Annotated in this window: 17 protein-coding genes and 1 pseudogene; 6 read left to right on the forward strand and 12 right to left on the reverse strand. The window is 71.8% G+C overall.

Going from position 1 to position 15319, the window contains the following annotated elements; all coding sequences use genetic code 11:
• The first annotated feature begins 284 nt into the window (after nucleotides 1–284).
• Nucleotides 285–971 (forward strand): hypothetical protein, encoded by a 687-nt coding sequence (locus tag Aco04nite_RS20960; protein ID WP_212998937.1) that lies wholly within the window; start codon nucleotides 285–287, stop codon nucleotides 969–971.
• Between the two features lie 7 nt (nucleotides 972–978).
• Here the strand turns inward: Aco04nite_RS20960 and Aco04nite_RS20965 are convergent, their stop codons facing one another.
• The 4 genes and pseudogenes from Aco04nite_RS20965 to Aco04nite_RS50245 form a co-directional block, all read right to left on the reverse strand.
• Nucleotides 979–1314, reverse strand: coding sequence for a hypothetical protein (locus tag Aco04nite_RS20965; protein ID WP_212998938.1), 336 nt, complete (start codon nucleotides 1312–1314; stop codon nucleotides 979–981).
• Nucleotides 1307–3070 (reverse strand): AbeC-like domain-containing protein, encoded by a 1764-nt coding sequence (locus Aco04nite_RS20970; RefSeq protein WP_212998939.1) that lies wholly within the window; start codon nucleotides 3068–3070, stop codon nucleotides 1307–1309. Before Aco04nite_RS20970 ends, Aco04nite_RS20965 begins: the two co-directional genes overlap by 8 nt.
• A gap of 65 nt (nucleotides 3071–3135) precedes the next feature.
• Entirely contained in the window at nucleotides 3136–3897 is a 762-nt protein-coding gene (locus Aco04nite_RS20975; RefSeq protein ID WP_212998940.1) for a DUF2071 domain-containing protein, read from the reverse strand.
• Nucleotides 3898–4083: 186 nt separating this feature from the next.
• Nucleotides 4084–4146: pseudogene (locus Aco04nite_RS50245) on the reverse strand (hypothetical protein); the annotation flags it as partial.
• A gap of 93 nt (nucleotides 4147–4239) precedes the next feature.
• Between Aco04nite_RS50245 and Aco04nite_RS20985 the strand changes: the two are divergent.
• Complete coding sequence (locus tag Aco04nite_RS20985) at nucleotides 4240–4845, forward strand: excalibur calcium-binding domain-containing protein (protein WP_244876161.1); 606 nt, start codon at nucleotides 4240–4242, stop codon at nucleotides 4843–4845.
• On the opposite strand, the gene Aco04nite_RS20990 is transcribed toward Aco04nite_RS20985, so the two are convergent.
• From Aco04nite_RS20990 to Aco04nite_RS21005, 4 genes are all read right to left on the reverse strand, one after another.
• Nucleotides 4809–5999, reverse strand: coding sequence for an MFS transporter (locus tag Aco04nite_RS20990; protein WP_212998942.1), 1191 nt, complete (start codon nucleotides 5997–5999; stop codon nucleotides 4809–4811). The genes Aco04nite_RS20985 and Aco04nite_RS20990 overlap by 37 nt on opposite strands.
• 73 nt (nucleotides 6000–6072) lie before the next feature.
• Nucleotides 6073–8184 carry an iron ABC transporter permease gene (locus tag Aco04nite_RS20995; protein ID WP_212998943.1) on the reverse strand — a complete coding sequence of 704 codons (2112 nt, stop codon included), beginning with the start codon at nucleotides 8182–8184 and terminating at the stop codon, nucleotides 6073–6075.
• 5 nt (nucleotides 8185–8189) lie between these two features.
• On the reverse strand, nucleotides 8190–9197 hold the full coding sequence (locus Aco04nite_RS21000) for an ABC transporter substrate-binding protein (protein WP_212998944.1): 1008 nt from the start codon (nucleotides 9195–9197) through the stop codon (nucleotides 8190–8192).
• Between the two features lie 10 nt (nucleotides 9198–9207).
• On the reverse strand, nucleotides 9208–10038 hold the full coding sequence (locus Aco04nite_RS21005; protein ID WP_212998945.1) for an ABC transporter ATP-binding protein: 831 nt from the start codon (nucleotides 10036–10038) through the stop codon (nucleotides 9208–9210).
• Nucleotides 10039–10121: 83 nt separating this feature from the next.
• Between Aco04nite_RS21005 and Aco04nite_RS21010 the strand changes: the two genes are divergently transcribed.
• Complete coding sequence (locus Aco04nite_RS21010) at nucleotides 10122–10934, forward strand: hypothetical protein (RefSeq protein ID WP_212998946.1); 813 nt, start codon at nucleotides 10122–10124, stop codon at nucleotides 10932–10934.
• Here Aco04nite_RS21010 and Aco04nite_RS21015 read toward each other — a convergent pair.
• Nucleotides 10931–11659 (reverse strand): VOC family protein, encoded by a 729-nt coding sequence (locus tag Aco04nite_RS21015; RefSeq protein ID WP_212998947.1) that lies wholly within the window; start codon nucleotides 11657–11659, stop codon nucleotides 10931–10933. The two genes, Aco04nite_RS21010 and Aco04nite_RS21015, sit on opposite strands and share 4 nt — an antisense overlap.
• A gap of 28 nt (nucleotides 11660–11687) precedes the next feature.
• Nucleotides 11688–12266 (reverse strand): TetR family transcriptional regulator, encoded by a 579-nt coding sequence (locus Aco04nite_RS21020; RefSeq protein ID WP_212998948.1) that lies wholly within the window; start codon nucleotides 12264–12266, stop codon nucleotides 11688–11690.
• A 65-nt stretch (nucleotides 12267–12331) separates the two neighbouring features.
• Here Aco04nite_RS21020 and Aco04nite_RS21025 point away from each other — a divergent pair, with 65 nt between their 5' ends.
• From Aco04nite_RS21025 to Aco04nite_RS21035, 3 genes are read left to right on the forward strand one after another with little or no spacing between them, the layout of a single operon-like run.
• Nucleotides 12332–13111 (forward strand): SDR family NAD(P)-dependent oxidoreductase, encoded by a 780-nt coding sequence (locus Aco04nite_RS21025; RefSeq protein ID WP_212998949.1) that lies wholly within the window; start codon nucleotides 12332–12334, stop codon nucleotides 13109–13111.
• Between the two features lie 33 nt (nucleotides 13112–13144).
• A complete protein-coding gene (locus Aco04nite_RS21030; protein WP_212998950.1) occupies nucleotides 13145–13702 on the forward strand; it encodes a TetR/AcrR family transcriptional regulator in 558 nt (185 codons plus the stop codon).
• Complete coding sequence (locus Aco04nite_RS21035) at nucleotides 13696–14361, forward strand: lysophospholipid acyltransferase family protein (RefSeq protein WP_308161648.1); 666 nt, start codon at nucleotides 13696–13698, stop codon at nucleotides 14359–14361. The genes Aco04nite_RS21030 and Aco04nite_RS21035 overlap by 7 nt, the downstream gene beginning before the upstream one ends.
• Here Aco04nite_RS21035 and Aco04nite_RS21040 read toward each other — a convergent pair.
• Both Aco04nite_RS21040 and Aco04nite_RS21045 read right to left on the reverse strand, forming a co-directional pair.
• Entirely contained in the window at nucleotides 14334–14642 is a 309-nt protein-coding gene (locus tag Aco04nite_RS21040; protein ID WP_212998951.1) for a DUF1905 domain-containing protein, read from the reverse strand. The two genes, Aco04nite_RS21035 and Aco04nite_RS21040, sit on opposite strands and share 28 nt — an antisense overlap.
• A 23-nt stretch (nucleotides 14643–14665) precedes the next feature.
• On the reverse strand, nucleotides 14666–15289 hold the full coding sequence (locus Aco04nite_RS21045; protein WP_212998952.1) for a TetR/AcrR family transcriptional regulator: 624 nt from the start codon (nucleotides 15287–15289) through the stop codon (nucleotides 14666–14668).
• Nucleotides 15290–15319 lie beyond the last annotated feature (30 nt).

Genomic DNA, 15319 nt, shown 5'->3' on the forward strand with positions numbered 1-15319 from the left:
ACGTATGGCAGGACCGCGCACTTCTTGAGCCCTGACCGCTCGCGCCGAGGGCGATCCTTTGGACAGAACAATTAGCCACCTCACCCATACCTTCCGTGAGCGGACGTCAATACCGTTGGGCAATGGTTTGTCCCACCTGCGGTTTGGACAACGATCCTTCGGCCTCGGTCTGTGCCCGGTGCAACACCGATCTGGGCGCCGCGCGGGCGCCGGTGCCGGGTGCTGCGAGGAGCGAGACCGCAGCGCCACCACCGATGCCGGGCGGCGTTCAATATGCCCCGCCTGTGCGCAGCCGGCTTCCGCTGATCATCGGCCTGGCCGTGGTGGTCCTGCTGGCGCTGGCCGTTGTGGTCTACAGCGTCACCCGGCATGACCCGCCGGTCGCCGCGCCTGACCCCGCTGCCCCGGCGGCGACCACGGTCGATCCGGCGACCGGGACCGACGCGGAAAGAACTGCAGAGCCGGGGGGTACGACAGATCCCACGGGTACGCCGACCGACCGCAGCAACGAGTCCGCAGCGGAGCCGCTGCTGCAGGCCCGGGCCATCGACAGGTTGCTGGGCCGGAGCCGGGTGAGCCGCGACAAGCTCAACAGCGCCATCGACCGGGTCGGACGCTGTACCGGACTGGGTGGCGCGATCGACGACCTGCAGGCTGTCGGACGGGAGCGGCGGGCCCAGATCGCCGAGGTCACGGGCGCTGATCTGTCCGCGCTGCCGGACGGGGAAGTGTTGCGGTCGCGGCTGGTCACCGCGTTGCAGTTCTCGCTGGACGCGGACGCGGCCTATGTGGAGTGGGCCGAGCCGACGCTGGCCGGCAGGTGCGCGAACACCGCCGCGCGCAAGGCGGCCTATGCCCGGGGGCGGTCCGCCTCGGACCAGGCGGGGGCGGCCAAGGAGGATTTCCTCACCGCGTGGAACCCGGTCGCCACGTCACTCGGGGTGCCGCCGAGGACCCGCCAGGGAATCTGACGGTTTCCTACAGGGGCCAGTTCGCGGCGACGATCACGCCGATCGCGGCCGCCGCCTCCACCACCGTACGGGTGCTGCCGGCGCTGTCGGCGAGGGACTGCAGCCGCGCCTGCAGACGTCCGCGGGCCTGCGGCGTACCGTCGGCGATCTCGGCTTGTATCGCGGCCACCTCGCGCTGGGCGTGGGCGGGCTGAGGATGGCGGCCGAGGATGGCGGTGAGGAGGTCGCGGACCTCGTCGGCGGGGGCGGCGCTGTTGTTCTGCACGTTGGTGTTGTGGTTGCCGATGTTCTGCTGACCGCCGTGGAAATTCATGTCCCCGAAGTTCATCTGCGACTCAGCCACGTGATCCTCCGGTGGTGCGCGGCTGTCCGGCCGGCGCACTGTTGGTCTGGACGTTGACGTTGCGGCTGCCGAAATTCTGCTGGCCACCGTGGAAGGTCGCGTTGCCGATCGACACATTGGTCACGGCGCTCTGGAACTCGGTGGTGTCGACGCCCTGCTCGTCCAGGTATTCCAGGACGGTGTCGGTGACCACCCGGTCCAGCAGCTTGATGTACTTCTCCGCGTCCAGGATCTGCATGAAGTTCACGGTCGGGCGCTGGGCGGCGAGCTCGCGGACGCTGAAGTCCGCGCCGTAGTCGTAGAAGCGGAACTCATCGGCGCGCCGTGCGGAGCGGGCCATCCGGCCGGTCAGCCGCAGCGTGTCCCAGCCGAGGCGGGCCAGATAGACCGGTCCGAGTATGTTGTCGCGCAGGAAACTCAGCACCGTGTGCACGGCCGCGTGGTAGGGCACGCGTTCCGGGCGCAGGTTGTCGACGAGATGGTAGAGCGGGTTCACCTGCGGCATGACGGTGGACACGAACTCCGTGTAGAGCATCCCGCCCTCGACCGCCAGGTGGACGAACGCCGTGACGCCGATGCCCGAGTCCTGCGCGGGCAGCACGAGCCGGCCGTCCGGGGTGAAGATCTCCTTGCCGTTGGCCGGCACCACCGCGCGCAGGTAGTGCCGCAGCCCGCCCTGCGGACTGCCGACGATCGCCGCGATGGTCTCGGTGGAGGCGAGGGTGCGGGGTGTGCGCGTCTGCGGGTCGATCAGCGGGTCGTCACTGCGCCGGTTACCGTCGGCCGCCACGTACGGCACCACGTAGACGTTCGGGATGCGCTCACCGTCGCGCAGCCGCGGATCACGCAGCCCGACGACGGCGTCGTGCACCCGCTGGTTGAGTGCGAGGCTGTCGATCGCGACCCTGCCGTCACCGTTCTTGGGCTTGAGCGTCGTCGCGAACGACCAGCTGTGCTCGCGCCATCCGGCGCCGGCGAACGGGTCGATGTCCTGGACGCAGATGTTGCCGCGCTGCATGGCCGCGACGACGCCCAGCCGCCACTCGACGCGTGCGCTGCTGACGCGCGGCGCGACGGCTTTCACGCCGGGGGCCAGTTCGGTGGTGAGGATGCCGTACGCGTGACGACGCGACAGGAACAGCACGAGGAACATGGCGGCGGCGAGCCCGATCGGAGCCAGCAGCACCAGGCCGCGCAGTCCGTCGGCGAACGCGTCGTCGACGGCGGGTGCCGAGTCGCCGTAGTCGCCGAACCCGCCGTCCTGACCGCTGGGCAGCCCGAGCGAGTCGACGACGCTGCCCAGCACGACCGACAGGAAGAAGGAGCCCAGCAGGCACAGCGCCAGGACGACGACCACGGTGATCCCGGCCAGCCGGAAGGAACGGGGCAGTTCCCGCACCGCCGACGAGCGCAACCCCACCACGACGGCGCACAGGCTCAGCCACGCGACGGTTGCCAGCGAGCTGAGGCAGAGCCCGACCATCAGGACACCGGTGACCATGGCGTACCGGATCAGCAGCAGACGGCGGGCCCGCAGGCAGTGCCGCGCCACCGGGTCGAGGTCGAAACCGTAGGACGGCGGCACCGCCTTGCGTTCGGACTCGACCACCTCGCGGATCGTCGCGTTGGCGAAATCCGGGTCGAGGTAGGGCGCTCCGCACAGCCGCCGGGTGGTGTCGTTCAAGGTGTCGGCCGGGTGGTAAGCGGGCATGCTCAACAGAGGCGCGCCCTGGTTGCCCTGCTGCGGGTAGCCCATCCAGGGAACGTACCGGTGACCGCGATCGCACCGGCACCCCTGGACGGAGGACTCGTTCCGGCTTCCTACCGGACCGCCCGCGAGCCACGACGGTCCGGCTCGCGGCGCACGGGCATGGACGGCAGGGAGTGCCAGCTCACCGGGACGTCGCGCATCAGCAGGGCCCCGTCGAGTGCCGCCGTGCCCGCGGGGAACAGCCCCGGGTCCTCGAAGAACGTCGAGTGCACCCCCGCCACCTCGGTCGCCTCGACGGCCCACGAACCCGTGCGGAGCTCGATGCCGTCCAGGACGCGGCCGCCGGTGGTCTCGGAGTAACCGGCGCAGCCCTGCCGGAAGAACTCGGACGCCTCGGCCAGATCGCCGAACAGCGCACTGCCCGGCCACGTTGGACTGACCCGCACGTGGACTCCCACCGCGCCGGTGTTGTCGACGCTGCGGAACGCCACCCGCAGGTCCTGCTCGTCCTCCGCGACGGTGAACCGGGCGCGGTGGTGCTCACCGGGGAAGACCCGGCCGCCGGCCAGCGCCGAGGCCCGGGAGCCGGTGTCCCGCCGTGGGATGTAGACGCCGGTGGCGACGCCGTCCGGGGTGTCCCACTCGACCGCGATGCGGTGCGCGGCGTTCTCGGTGCGCATGCCGATCCCGCCGGGCAGGGGCTTCGGACGCAGCCGGCCGAGCCGGATCAGGCAGATCCCCGCGACGCCGTGCCCGTTGACCAGCTGCGGGCGCAACGGCGCGGGCAGCAGGCGAGCGGTGACTTCCGGATCCGTACGGTAATTGACGAGCAGGCGCCGCTCGATGACGCCGGCCATGACGGGAACTCTCATGATGATCCTCTCGGGCGGCGCTGCCGCACGACGATCTGGTCCGGGCAGACGGAGGAGAGAAAGCGGCCCACGCAGAGCGCGAGCCGCTCCGGGACGAGGGCGTAGTAGATCTTTGTTGGCCTCGCGGCGTTCCTGGATCAGGCCTGCCGAGCGCAGCACTGCGAGGTGGCGGGACACGGACGGGCCGCTGATCGGGAAGTGCGCGGCGATCTCCCCCGCGGTCGGCTCGCCGTCGCGCAGATCCTCCAGGAGTCCAGGAGGCTCGTCAACTCACGGTTGACGCACAGGAGTCCTCAACTCGGCGCCGCCCGTTGCCGACAGTGGGGCATGGGTTTCAGGCGCATGGCAGCCGGCGCGGTCACCGCGGTCACCGCGGTCCTCGCCGTCACCGCATTGTCAGCGCCCCCCTCGATGGCTGTTGCCGGCGCAACGGCCACGCCGCTCGCGATGGCCGCGTCGTGCACCACCACGTCGGCGGTCGTCATGATTCCGCTGACCAGCGCCAAGCACGGCCGCATTCTCGAGCACGCGCAGGACGCGATCGACAAGGGCTATCCGCTCACGATGGTCCTGAATCGCACCGGGGCCGCGGCGCGGCGCAAGGCAGCGCTGAAGGGCGTCGCCACGCGCCCCGGCTACGACCGCGACGAGTACCCGATGGCGGCGGGGCGAAGGGTGAACAAGGCTGACGTGCGCCTCGTCGCGTCCAGCGAGAACGAGTCAGCGGGTTCGATCGCCGGCAACACCTTGCGCAAATACTGCGACGGCACGAAATATCGCTACAAAGGAGTGCACGGAAAAGGCGCGACGACGCCCCCGCGCAACGATCCGCGCTTCGCCACGTGCGCGGAGGCGAAGAACCACGGCTACGGACCGTACTATCGCAGCTCCGACCCCGAGTACTACTGGTATCAGGACCGCGACGCCGATGGTGTCGTCTGCGAGTGAGCCTGGTCGTTGAGGGAGCGCCACGCGCGCAGCACCGGCAGCGTGGCCAGCAGTCCGATCACCGGCACGAGGAACGCGAGCCGCAACCCGACCGGTGACGACAGCGCACCCAGCAGCACGGCCCCCAGCAGCGCGCCGCCATAGTTGAACAGGTTCACCCGGGCGATGACCTCGTCGCTGCGCCCCGGCGCGCTGCGGCCCGCGACGCTGAACGCGAGCGGGACCAGGATGCCCACCCCGAGCCCGGTCAGGGCGAACCCCGCCACCGCCGCCCCGATCGACGGCACGGCCACCACCAGCCCGCAGCCCAGTGCGCAGACCAGCAGACACCCGGCGGCGGCGACGGTCGTGCCGATCCGGGGCACCAGATGGTCCCCGACGAGCCGGGCGGCGAGCACCGCGGCCTGGTAGGCGGCGTATCCCAGGGGCACGACGGTGGCCGACGCGGCGAGGGAGTCGTCGAGGTAGACCGAGCTCCATGTGCTGACCGCCGAGTCGGCCAGGAACGCGGTGAAGATGAACGCGCCGCAGACGAGCACGATGCGGCGGGTGCCGCCCGCCGTGTGGCCGGAGAGGGCGTGCAGGACGGTGCGGTCCGGCTCGAACGACGAGAAGCCGGCGAGGGCCATGACGGCGGCGAAGACGGCGGCGAGTCCGACTGCGACGGCGGCGCCGGCTCCCGTTGCCGCGGAGCCCGACATGGCCAGGGCCGCCACGATGGCGGCTGCGGTGTAGGCGGCGAACAGGCGGCTCATCACGCTGCGGCCCAGGCGGGCCTGGACCAGGACCCCCTGCATGCTCAGGCTGGCATCGACGGCGCCGAGCCCCAGGCCGTACGCGATGAAGACCGCCACGAACACAGCCTGCGGGGTGTGGAATGTGGTCAGCGACAGCCCGGCTGCGACGACGAGCAGCCCGCCCGCCAGGGCGTACCGGCTCCCCCACCGCGCGGCCACCTTGTCGGCGAGCATGGAGCCCCCGGCCGCGGCGGCGATGACGAGCAGCAGGAGCACCGAGACGAACGCGTCGTCGACGCCCTGCCGGGATTTGAACATGGGCAGGGCGGTGACCACGGCCGCGTAGCCGAGGCCCTGTGCGGCGTACCCACCGGCGATCCACGCGGCCCGCCGGCCGCCACCCACCTGTTGCGGCATGAGGGAATCATTGTCGGCGACGACCGAGCGGAACAGGGCCGATCCACCAATTGCGCACCGGAAGAAGCCGTGTTTAGCGGCCGGCTCGCACCCGGCTGAGAAGCCAGATGAAGTACGGCGCTCCGATCAGGGCGGTCACGAGTCCGGCGGCAATCTGTGAGGGAGCGATGACCGTACGCCCCACAGTGTCCGCAACGGTGACCAGTAACGCCCCCAGCGCGACCGACACGGGCACCGACCGGGCGTGCCGGGCACCGACCAGCGCGCGGGCCGCGTGCGGTGCGACGAGGCCGACGAAGGCCAGTGCCCCCACCGCGCAGGCCGCGGCCGCGGTGAGGACCGCCGCCAGGGTCAGGAAGCCGAGCCGGGCCCGGTTGAGCGGTACGCCCAGCACCCGCGGCACGTCCTCGTCCAGCGAGACCAGGTCGAGGGTCCGCGCGCCGGCGAGCGCGAGCGGCAGCCCGACGGCGAGCATGATCGCGGCGGGGACGACCTGGCTCAGGGTCCGGCCGTAGGTCGAGCCGGCGAGCCAGGTCAGGGCGACGCCGACGTTCCACGGTGAGACGACCACGACCAGCAGCGTCGTGATCGCGGACGCGGCCGTGCTGACGCCGATGCCGATCAGGACGAGCCGGTCGGAGGACAGCCCCCGGTGGGACGCGAGCCGGTAGACGAGCGCGAAGGTGGCCAGGGCGGCGAGGGTCGCCGCGCCCATCACCGGCCAGACGCCGACGCCGGGGACGAGCAGCACCATCGCGACCGCGCCGACGCTCGCGCCGGGGGTGATGCCGAGCAGGCCCGGTTCGGCGAGGGGGTTGCGGCAGACGGCCTGGACGACGGAGCCGGCCAGGGCGAGGGCGGCGCCGCCGAGCAGGGCGACGAGCACGCGGGGCCAGCGCTGGTCGAGGACGAAGGAGACCTCACGGCCCGCGGTGCCCCGCCACCAGTTGGCGACGTCGCCGAGCAGGACGAGACGGTCGCCGAGCAGCAGCGCGGCGAGGAACGCGGTCACCAGGGCGACACCGAGCACGACGCCGACGACGGTGACGAAGCCGCGGGAACGGGCGGTGCCGTGGGTGCCGGTCGACGAGGTCGCGGGTCCGCTGTCGCGCAGGCGCCGGGCGAGCCAGACCAGCAGGACCGCGCCGGCGAGCGAGGTGACCACGCCGGTGGGGACGGAGATCGCGGTGGCCGCGGGCAGGACGAGACGCAGCAGCACGTCGGCGGTGACGATGACGAGGGCGCCGACCACGCCCGCGAACGGCAGGAGCAGGAGGTGCCGGCTCAGGCCGGGGACGCGGCGGGCGACGAGCCGGGCGATGACCGGGCCGCAGAGCCCGACGAAGCCGATCGGTCCGGTGACGGTCACGGCGGTGGCGGCCAGCAGGACCGCGAGCAGGATCGAGAGGACCCGGGTACGCCGGACGTCGACACCGAGCACCCGTGCGGAGTCGTCGCCGAGGCCGAGCACGTCGAGGCGGTGCGCGAGCAGCAGGGCGCCGAGCACGCCAAACGCGACCAGGGGCGCGGCGAACGTGACCTGGCTGGTGCCGGACTGCACCGTGGTGCCGCTGCCCCACGCGTACAGGCCGGTGGTGTTCTGCTGGAAGAGCATGAGCAGCACGACGGCGAGCGAGTTGAGCGCGAGGGCCACCGCGGAACCCGCGAGCACGACCCGGGCCGGTCCGGCCGCGCCGCCCCGGGCGACGAGCAGGACCAGACCCGATGCCGCGAGCCCGCCGAGGAAGGCGACCAGACCGTTGACCAGGAAGGGCAGGGCGATTCCGTACGCGGCCACGGCGACCACCGACACGTAGGCACCCGCGTTCACGGCGAGGGTGTCCGGCGACGCCAGCGGGTTGCGTGCCACGGATTGCAGGGTGGCGCCCGCGACGCCGATGGCCAGCCCGACGAGCAGGGCGGCGAGCAGCCGGGGCACGCGGCTGGCGACCAGCACCGCGACGGTCTGTTCCCGGCCGTCCCCGGAGGAGCCGGGCACGAGCGCGCGGAGCAGCTCGGCGACGCTCAGGTCGGCGGTGCCCTGGGTGAGGTGCACCGCGGCGAGCACGAGCAGCAGGGCCAGGGCGATCGCAAATGCGGCGATCACCCGCGGGGCGCCCCGGCGGGGAGTGGTCCCCGCCGGGGTGACGGCCACGTCAGCGGCCGTGTCGGTGGTGCCGGACATCGGTGTCAGGCGCCGGGGAAGGCCGCGACGAGCGCGTCGATGTAGGCGTTGGCGGACGGCACGCTGCCGAACATCCAGATGCCGTCGGGGAGCTTGCTGAGGTGGCCGCCCTTGACGAAGCCGAGCTGCTTCCACACCGCGTTGCCGGTCAGCGCCTTGGTGAACTCGCCGCCGCCGTCGGTCTCGTTGGCGACGTACACGAACGTACTGTCCGCATTGGTGATCTTGGTCAGGCCCTCGATGTCGGTCTGCGCCAGGCCGTAGTCCTTGTCGCCGCCCTCGGTCCACTGGTTGGTGAGGCCGAGCTCCTTGCCGAGACCGCCGAAGAACGAGCCCGGGGTGTACATGCGGATCGCGACGGTGCCCGAGTCGATCCAGCCGTCGGACATGGTGAACGGCGCCCCGGTCCTGCCGGCCTTGGCGAGCGCGTCCTTACCGGCGGCGACCTTCGCGTCGAAGCCCGCGAGGACCTCGGTCGCCTTGGCGGACGTGCCGGTCGCCTGGGCGAGCGTGGTCAGCGTCTTGCGCATGTAGCCGATCGGGTCGGTGCCGTCGGAGCCCTTCAGCGTGATCACCGGCGCGGTCTTGGTGATCTGCTCGATCACGGTCGCGGGCAGGTCCGTCGTGGCGACCACGAGGTCCGGCTTGAGCGCGACGATGGCGTCGAGGCTGGGCTCGCCGCGGGTGCCGACATCGGGCGTCGCGGCGTCGACCGGCGCCACGGTGTCGTAGATGTTGTAGTTCTTGACGTCGGCGACACCGACCGGCTTCACGCCGAGCGCGACCAGGCTCTCGGTCAGGCCCCACTCGAGGGAGACGACGGCCTCGGCGGGCGCGTCGAGGTGCACGGGGCCGCGCTCGTCGGTCAGGTCGACCGGTCCGGTGGCGGCGGACGCGCTGGGGGTGCCCGCGTCGTCGGCGTCCTCGGTGGTGCCGCAGGCCGTGAGGGCCAGGGCTGCCACCACGGCGGTGGCCGCTGCGGCCAGAGTCCGGCGGAAGGGGGGCGTACGCATAGAGAATTCCTTAAAGGGTGGCGGACATGCGGGTGGAATGGCGGCCGACCGGTTCGGTACGGACGCGCCCCCGGTCGTCGACCCGCACATCGATGCGCAGGCCGTAGACCTCGGTGAGAAGTTCGGAGGTGAGCACGTCGGCGGGGCGGCCGGTGGCCCGCACGACGCCGTTCTGCAGCAGCACGACATGATCGGCGACGGCGGCGGCCTGGTCGAGGTCGTGCAGCACGACACCGACCGCGGCACCGTGCTCGTCGGCCAGGTCCCGCACGATGTCGAGGGTCTCGACCTGGTAGCGCAGGTCGAGATAGGTGGTCGGCTCGTCCAGCAGCACGACGCCGGTGTCCTGCGCGAGACAGGTGGCGAGCCAGACACGCTGCAGCTCGCCGCCGGACAGCTCGTCGACCGGGCGCTCGGCCATCGCCGCCACCCCGGTCAGGTGCATGGCCTTGTCCACCGCGGCGGGGCCGCCGGGATCGCCGGCGCCGAACCGCCCCCGGTAGGGGTGCCGGCCGTAGGCGACGACCTCTCTCACGCGTACGCCACCCGGGGTGGGCCGCGACTGGGTGAGCAGGGTGACCCGCCGGGCGAATTCCTTGGGGTGCAGGGCGTGCGCGTCGCCGGACTGCTCCCCGCCGAGCGTGACCGAACCGCTCTTCGGGGTGTGCAGCCGCGCGAGCGCACGCAGCAATGTCGACTTGCCGGAGCCGTTCGGCCCGACCAGGGCCACGACTTCGCCGGCACGCAGCTCGATGGCGGCGTCCCGGACGACCGTGCGGCCGTCGTACGCGAGCGTGAGACCGCCGCCCGAGAGCGCAACGGTCTCCGGAGAGGCTGTCATGCAGGTTAGGCTAACCTAATACCGAGACAGCCGTTCAGGGGGTCAGGGTTCCCTTCACAGGTTTGACCGGAAACAATGCCGCCATGGCGGACATCGACCGGTCACCCGAGCCCACAGTCATCGGCTCGGGCCCCAGCCCCATGACGGTGCTGCTCCACACGCCGCCGGCCGTGGTGCCGATCAGCTTCGCGCTCAGCCTGGCCGCGCAGAACAGCGCGTGGGGTGGCTTCTTCCAGGCGACCGCCGTCGTGGCGCTCTTCCTCAGCACACCCGCGGCCGTCCACCGGATCTTCACGGCACTCAGCCCCCGCCGGGCTGACGATGCCGCAGGCGGGACGCTGACCGGGACGTTCGAGCGCCGCCGCTACGCCGAGGCCCTCACCGCCGCCGGGCGGCTCGACGCCGCGGTCCCGCTGCTGACCGAGATGCACGACGAGGGCTGGCCGGCGGTCGACCTGACCGAGGTACGCCGGACCAGTGCCCAGGCCCTGACGGTGCTCGCCGAGCGGCTGCGCATCCACGAGGCGATGGGCCGGCGCCTCGCCGAGGTCACCGACGAGCAGCGCAGCCCCGACGTCACGGCCGCCAACAGGGACCGGCTGGCCCGGGCCGCCGATGAGCTGCGTAACGCGCGGGCGGCGTACCAGGCGGTGCTCGACGAGCCGATCACCTATCTGCGGGAGCTGGCCGGCCAGGCCGAGCTCGCGATCGCGCACTGGGACCAGATCCGCCGCGGGGCCGACAGCGAGAGCCGCGTACGCCGCATCCTGCGCGACGCCCGCGCGGCCATCGACAACGCCGGCACTCCCACCACGGACCCGGACGCCGAGGTGCTGCCGACCCTGCGGGCGGTCAACGAGCTCGTCGAGAAGCACGGCCCCGAGCTCTACCGTTAGTCCGTCCACACCAGACAGAACGGCTTCCCGGCGGGATCGGCGAAGACCCGCCAGTCATCGCCCTCGCCGTCCAGCCGGGTGGCGCCGGCTGCCAGCGCGGCCCGTTCCGCCGCGTCCACGTCCTGCACGTGCACGTCGAGGTGGATCTGCTGCGGGTACGCCGGGTCGGGCCAGCGCGGCGCGGAGTAGTTCTCGACCTGCTGGAACATCACGGGCTGCGAGCCGTACTCGCCGATCATGGCCATCCCGTCCGCCTCGTAGGTCACCGGCTTGCCGAGCAGCTCCGCGTAGAACTGGCTGAGCAGCTTCGCGTCGGGGCAGTCGAGCATGACGTCCCCCAGCGTCGTCGCCGGATCGCCGGGGTTGAGGCACAGGTCGAACGGGTGCCCGGCCGGGTCGGCGAGCGTGTGCCACTTCTCGTTACGGCGCAGCACGGTGGCGCCGAGCTCCTGGGCCCGCGCGGCCGCGGCGTCGATGTCCGGCACCCGGAAGTCGAGGTGCGCCTGCTGGGGATGCTCCTGCCCCGGCCACGTCGGTGCCACATGGTCGGGGGCCAGCTGCAGCCCGATCCGCCAGCCGTCCTCGCTGAGCAGCGTGATCCAGTCGTCCCCGTCGTCGTAGGGGAGCGGCTTCCACCCCGCGAGCTGCTCGTAGAAGGTGGCCAGGCGAAAGATGTCCGGGGCGTCCAGCGCGACGGCCCGCAGGGTACCGATCTCAGAGGTCATACCGCCGATCCTGCCCGCCCGGGGTCGTTCACGCCCGGATCGCCGCGACCGCCTCGTCGTAGAGTTCGAAGACCGACCGTTTGCCGCCCCCCGTGGTCCAGGCGTCGACAGCCGCATTCAGACAGGCCAGGGCGCTGGTCACGATCGCCGCCGCACGGGGATCCCCGGCGCTGCCCGGGGGAACACCGAGCCGGCGCTCGACCTCCGGAACCAGCTGCCCGGTCCAGCGCAGCTGCTTCTCGACCTGCCGCGCCCGCAGCGACGGCGTCTCGTGGAACATCGCTGTGATCCTGGCGGCCCACTCGGGGGTGAACTCCATCTCCGTCGCGAGCACGTCCAGCGCGGCCCGCAGCGCCTCCCACGGCCCCTCGGAATCCGGTCGCCCCGCCAGGACCTCCTGCACGCGGACCCCACGCTCGGCGATGTCCCCTAGCGCGATGTCCTCCTTGGACTCGAAGTAGCGGAACAGCGAGCGCCGGGAGACCTCGGCCTCGGCGGCGATCTGCTCCATCGTCGTCGCGTCGAAGCCCTGCTCCAAGAAGAGCCGCATGGCCGTGGCCGCGATGTCCACCTTGACGGCCTGCCGCGTGCGCTCCCTCAGCCCCATGATGCCGATCATAGCGGGTGGTGCCGGTATGGCACTCAGTGCCATTTTGGCATACAGTCACTTCCATGACACCCGTGGACTATCGCAACCAGACCACCCTGATCACCGGCGCGAGCGCCGGCATCGGCCGCGAGTTCGCCCGCGCCCTCGCCCGCCGCGGCTCCGGCCTCGCCCTCGTCGCCCGCCGCCGGGGCCGGCTCGACACGCTCGCCGCCGAACTGGAAGTCCCGACGACCGTCATCCCGTTCGACCTCAGCGAGCCCGCCGCCGGGGAGCGCCTGGCCGCCGAGATCGCCGGCCGCGGGCTGAGTGTCACCAGCGTCATCAACAACGCGGGCTTCGGCTCGTACGGCAACTTCCATGAGCTCGATCCGGGCCGCCTGCGCGACGAGATCGCCGTCAACGTCGCCGCGGTCGCCGACATCACCCGGGCGTTCCTGCCGACGCTGCGTGCCGCGGGCACGGGGGTGCTGGTCAACATCGCGAGCCTGGGGTCGTACCAGGCAGGTCCGCACATGGCCCAGTACGCGGCGACCAAGGCGTTCGTGCTGAGCCTGACCGAGGCGGTGTGGCAGGAGAGCATCGGCACCGGGTTGCGGGTGCTCAGCCTCGCACCCGGCCTGACCCGCACGGAGTTCTTCGACGTGGTCGGCAACGACTCCATGACCCGCTTCGGGCGATTCCAGACCCCCGAGCAGGTCGTGGCGTACGGGCTGAGCGTCCTCGACCGCCGCAACCCCCCGCCGAGCGTGATCTCCGGGCTGCCCAACCGCATCACGGCGAACGCGGGACGCCTGCTCACCCGTCGCCGGATCGTGCTGATCGGTGGCGTCGCGGGCGGGTAGACAGTGTCTACGATGACCTGGTAGACACTGTCCATGCCCGCCGACCTCCGCACCCGGCTCGTTGACGCCGGCGTTGCCCTGGTCGCCGAGGAGGGCACCGACGCGCTGTCGCTCCGCGAGATCGCCCGCCGCGCCGGTGTGTCGCACGGAGCCCCGCGACGCTACTTCCCCACCCACCGCGAGCTGCTGGCCGCCGTCGCCCGCGAGGGCTACGCCGACCTCACCGACCGGGTCTCCCGCCTGCCCGTCGTGGGCGACCCGGGCACGGATCTGCTCGCGCTGGCGCGGATGTATGTGGAGTTCGCACGGACCAATCGCGGGATGTTCGAGCTGATGTTCCGGCACGAGCTGCTCAGCGGGAACAAGGAGGGGCTCCGCGGGGTCAGCACGCCACTTTTCGGCGTACTGATGCAAAGGCTCGGAGCGCAACAATCCGACGCTGCCGTAAGGGCCGGGGCCTTCTGGGCCAACCTGCACGGCATCGCCCAGCTCTGGCTGTGGGACAGCCTCCAGATGGCCACCGGCAACGACGACCTGGAAGCGCTGCTGCGCCGGGCCGTGCAAGCGCACACAGGAGCGACACCGTGCTGATCCCCCACCTCGTCCGGGCGGCCCTCGTCCCGGTGTCCCGGCTGGCGTTCCGGCCGACGATCGAAGGCCTCGCCCATCTGCCGGTGGACGGCCCGGTCATCGTCGCGGCCAACCACATCTCCGCGCTGGACAGCTTCCTGATCCCGCTGGTCAGCCCGCGCCCGGTGTTCTTCCTGGCCAAGGAGGAATACTTCACCGGCAGCGGCCCGCTCGGCACCCTCACCCGCACCGCCATCAGCGGTCTCGGCGCGATCCCGGTCCCCCGCGGCGGTCACCGCGCCGCCCAGGCCGCCCTGGAGGCCTCCCTCGCGGTGCTCAAGGACGGCCGGGCGTTCGGCATCCACCCCGAGGGCACCCGTTCCCGCGACGGCAGGCTCTACCGCGGGCGCACCGGCGTGGCCTGGCTGGCCATGGCCTCCGGCGCGCCGGTCGTCCCCGCGGCCCTGATCGGCACCGACCGCGTCCACCCGGTCGGCACCCTCATCCCCCGCCCGGGCAAGGTCACCGTCCGCTTCGGCGAGCCCCTGCACTTCCCGCAGCCCGCGGGCAGCGCCGCGAAGGCCCGCCGCGAGGCCACCGACCAGATCATGGACGCCATCGCGGCCCTCTCCGGCCAGGACCGCGCGGACACCTACAACGAGGTCTCCTCCAGCGACTGACCGACACCGAGGCGCACGGTGACCACCTCACCGACGTCGATCCCCTCAGCCTTGCGCACCCACGTCTTCAGGGGCACCACATATCGGCCGTCCTTGGGCCACAGCGACGTGGTCCACCGCGTATCCCCGATCTCGGCGTCGACCGGGATCATGCCCCACCCGTAGCTGACCTCCGCCGCGACCTCGGCGATCGCGGCACAGCCCTCCTCGGGCACGGTCACGAAATGCCACGGCGCCGGCCCCCGCCAGAACCACACCTCACCGGCGAACTCGAGCTCCATGCCGCCCCACGCTACCGGGCAGGTCAGGCAGGTGCCGGGGTCAGCCAGCGGTCCAGCTCGGTGAGGATGTTCCCGAGCTCGGGCCCCAGGGCGTCGGCGATCTCGGTCAGGGTCTGTCCCTCGTGGGCACGGCGGCCGGACTCGCTCAGGAAGATCCGGAAAACGCCGGCCAGTGCGATGCCCTGCAGCCGGGCGATCTCCGGCGGGACCGGGCTCGTCTCGCCGATCGCCGCGGCGAGCGCGGCGGCCTGACGATCGGCCACCTCGAGGGCCAGCCGGTTGATCGCCGGACTGATGATCGCCAGATAGCCCAGCGTGCCGCGGGCACTCTCCTGCGGCATGTCCCGCATCGCCGACACCGCCTGCAGGACGTAGTCGCGGATCGCAACCGCGGGGGTGGTCCCCGCGGGCCGGGAGCGGATCAGCTCGCTCAGCTGCTGCTGGATCTGCTGTTCGCGATCGGTGACCAGCTGCTCCTTGGTCGGGAAGTAGTTGTAGAGCGTCTGATCCGCGACCTCGGCCGCACGCGCGATCTCGCTGACCGTCACCCGCTCATAACCACGCTCGGCGAAGAGCCGCGCCGCGGTGTCGGCGATGAGCCGGCGGGTGCGCGCCTTCTTGAGGTCACGAAGTCCTGGTTCCGCCACCGCAGAAGTGTATCAAGCCACAAACTTGTA

This window comes from Winogradskya consettensis (assembly GCF_018332715.1).
Lineage (GTDB): Bacteria > Actinomycetota > Actinomycetes > Mycobacteriales > Micromonosporaceae > Actinoplanes > Actinoplanes consettensis.

Bases quoted from the DNA above. Each gene is read 5' to 3' on its own strand.
- Aco04nite_RS21010 (WP_212998946.1), top strand. From the start codon at position 10,122: ATGGCGGACATCGACCGGTCACCCGAGCCCACAGTCATCGGCTCGGGC.
- Aco04nite_RS20970 (WP_212998939.1), bottom strand. From the start codon at position 3,070: ATGGGCTACCCGCAGCAGGGCAACCAGGGCGCGCCTCTGTTGAGCATG.
- Aco04nite_RS21040 (WP_212998951.1), bottom strand. From the start codon at position 14,642: ATGGAGCTCGAGTTCGCCGGTGAGGTGTGGTTCTGGCGGGGGCCGGCG.
- Aco04nite_RS21030 (WP_212998950.1), top strand. From the start codon at position 13,145: ATGCCCGCCGACCTCCGCACCCGGCTCGTTGACGCCGGCGTTGCCCTG.
- Aco04nite_RS21025 (WP_212998949.1), top strand. From the start codon at position 12,332: ATGACACCCGTGGACTATCGCAACCAGACCACCCTGATCACCGGCGCG.
- Aco04nite_RS21005 (WP_212998945.1), bottom strand. From the start codon at position 10,038: ATGACAGCCTCTCCGGAGACCGTTGCGCTCTCGGGCGGCGGTCTCACG.
- Aco04nite_RS21015 (WP_212998947.1), bottom strand. From the start codon at position 11,659: ATGACCTCTGAGATCGGTACCCTGCGGGCCGTCGCGCTGGACGCCCCG.
- Aco04nite_RS20985 (WP_244876161.1), top strand. From the start codon at position 4,240: ATGGCAGCCGGCGCGGTCACCGCGGTCACCGCGGTCCTCGCCGTCACC.
- Aco04nite_RS21020 (WP_212998948.1), bottom strand. From the start codon at position 12,266: ATGGGGCTGAGGGAGCGCACGCGGCAGGCCGTCAAGGTGGACATCGCG.
- Aco04nite_RS20990 (WP_212998942.1), bottom strand. From the start codon at position 5,999: ATGCCGCAACAGGTGGGTGGCGGCCGGCGGGCCGCGTGGATCGCCGGT.
- Aco04nite_RS20995 (WP_212998943.1), bottom strand. From the start codon at position 8,184: ATGTCCGGCACCACCGACACGGCCGCTGACGTGGCCGTCACCCCGGCG.
- Aco04nite_RS20975 (WP_212998940.1), bottom strand. From the start codon at position 3,897: ATGAGAGTTCCCGTCATGGCCGGCGTCATCGAGCGGCGCCTGCTCGTC.
- Aco04nite_RS21000 (WP_212998944.1), bottom strand. From the start codon at position 9,197: ATGCGTACGCCCCCCTTCCGCCGGACTCTGGCCGCAGCGGCCACCGCC.